The sequence below is a fragment of the Actinophytocola sp. genome, assembly GCF_035712165.1.
In the GTDB taxonomy this organism is placed as follows: Bacteria; Actinomycetota; Actinomycetes; order Mycobacteriales; family Pseudonocardiaceae; genus DASYTH01.
This window is the reverse complement of sequence record NZ_DASTBH010000266.1, coordinates 1-2276: the sequence shown is the minus strand read 5'-3', so window position 1 is coordinate 2276 and position 2276 is coordinate 1. Positions and strand designations below refer to the sequence as shown.

The 2276-nt window shown below is 72.7% G+C and carries 2 protein-coding genes; both read left to right on the top strand.

Features of this window, described 5'->3' with window-relative positions; translation table 11 throughout:
- Nucleotides 1-1968, top strand: a 1968-nt coding sequence (locus tag VFO68_RS14955) for an FtsX-like permease family protein (RefSeq protein ID WP_325158878.1), incomplete at its 5' end; no start/stop codon positions are given.
- A gap of 88 nt (nt 1969-2056) precedes the next feature.
- Nucleotides 2057-2276 (top strand): hypothetical protein (locus tag VFO68_RS14950; protein ID WP_325158877.1); only part of this gene is annotated, 220 nt, incomplete at its 3' end.

The window sequence follows — 2276 nt, the reverse complement described above, 5'->3', positions numbered from 1 at the left end:
GGGCAACTCCGCCTGCCCGACGAGCCGCAGACGATCGTCGCCGACGACGCGACGTACACCATCGTGGGCTGGGCCTACAGCCTCAGCCAGTCCGCCGACGCCTGGATGTCGCCCCAGCAGGTTCGCGCGCTGGACCCCACCACCACCCAGATGCTGTACCGGTTCTCCGGTGACGTGTCGACGAAGCCGGCGGTCGAGGCGGATCTGGCCGCCGTCACCGCCGGACTTCCGCCCGGCGCGCTGGTCGCCGCGCAGCCGTACCTCGTGGTCAAGGAGCGGGTGGGTGGGGAGGTGGGCTCGTACGTGCCACTGCTGGCCACCTTCGGCATCCTCGGCCTGGTGGTGGCCGTGCTCATCGTCGGCAACGTCGTGAGCGGCGCGGTCGTCTCCGGCTTCCGGCACATCGGGATCCTCAAGGCGCTGGGGTTCACGCCGCGCCAGGTGGTGGCCGTCTACCTCGTGATGGTCTCGGTCCCGGCGGTGGTCGGCTGCGTGCTCGGCACGGTGATCGGCGTCCTGGCGACCCAGCCGCTGCTCGCGGAGGCGTTCGAGGGGCTCGGCCTCGGCGGCGGCATCGGCGCCAGCGCCTGGGTGCTGGCGACCGGCCTGATCGGAGTGCCGACGCTCGCCGCGCTCGCCGCGCTGGTCCCGGCCGCCCGCGCGTACCGCCTGTCAGCGGCCGAGGCGATCAGCGCCGGCAGCGCCGGCAGCGCCCCGCGGATCGGCCGCGGGCTCGGCGTACAGCGCCGGCTCAGCGGCACCCGACTGCCGCGCTCGGTCAGCCTGGGGTTGGGCCTGCCGCTGGCACGACCGGGCCGAACCGCGCTCACCGTGGCGGCCGTCCTGCTCGGCGTGACCACTGTGACGTTCGCGACGGGCCTGTCCGACACGCTGTCGCGGGTGGCCGCGCTGTCCGACCGGGTGAGCGGCGACGTGCTGGTGCAGGCGCCGCACGGAGGCCCGGCGGGCCCGGAGGGTCCGGCAGGCCCGGCGGGTCCGGTAGGCCCGGCCGGTCCGGTGGGTCAACCGACCACCCGCACCGACGCGCAGATCGAGGCGCTGCTGCGGGACATCCCCCACGCAGCCCGGGTGGCCGCGATGCTCAACCTGCCGGTGTCGGTCGTCGGACAGAGCCAGCCGCTGGTCGTCAACTTCGCCCGGGGGGACGTAGCCGACCTGGGGTACCGGGACCAGTTGCTCGCCGGGCGCTGGATGGCCGGACCGGGCGAGGCGGTCGCGCCGACGGAGGTCCTGCGGCAGCGGGGGCTCGCGGTCGGCGACCGGCTCACGCTGCAGATGGGTGGCCGACGCTCGGAGCTGACCATCGTCGGCCAGATCATGCGGCCGGCGCCCGGACCCGGCGCGGGGGTGCTCGCCGACTGGGGCAGCCTCGCCGACCTCGCCCCGGACTACCAGGCAAAGCCGGAGCAGGTGCTGTACCAGGTGCAGCTCGACGCCGGAGCCGACGCCGACGCGTACGCGGACGCGGTCGGCAAGGCCGACCCCGGGCTGCACGCGAACGCCGAGGGCAACGAGTTCGAGTTCCAGGTCATCGTGGTGAGCTTCTCGACGGTGCTGGCGCTGCTGCTGGCTGTGATCGCCGCGCTGGGTGTGCTCAACACCGTGGCGCTCAACGTCCACGAGCGCCGGCGGGACATGGGCATGCTCAAGTCGATCGGGATGACCCCGCGGCAGGTGGTCACGATGGTCGTGACGTCCATGGCCGCGCTCGGCGCGGTGGGCGGCCTGATCGGCATCCCCGTGGGGATCCTCGCGCACCGGGTGGTCGTGCCGCTCGCGGCCGACGCGGCGCAGGTCATGCTGCCGGCGTCCGTCCTGCGGGTCTGGGAACCGTGGATCCTCGCCGGGCTCGCCCTGTCCGGCGTGGTGATCGCGGTGCTGGGCTCGCTGCTGCCGGCCCGGGCGGCAGCCCGGCTGACCATCGCCACCGTGCTGCACAACGAGTAGGTAATCACCCGTCGGGGGTGAGGCCGGCAAGGCACCGACGGGTGGAGCATCGTGCCACACACCGACGGTAGGGAGACGGGGTCACGACGTGGGAGGCCTATTCGCGTTGTTTGCCGGGATCTTTCCGCGCCTGGCCCTGTTCATCATCTGGGTAGCCCGGCCGGTCCTTGTCGACGCCGCCTTCAACAGCTGGATCTTTCCACTTCTCGGCATCATCTTCCTGCCGTTCACCACCCTGATCTACGTGGTTCTGTACACGCCCGGCATCGGCCTGACCGGGTGGGGTTGGTTCTGGGTCGTGATAGCGG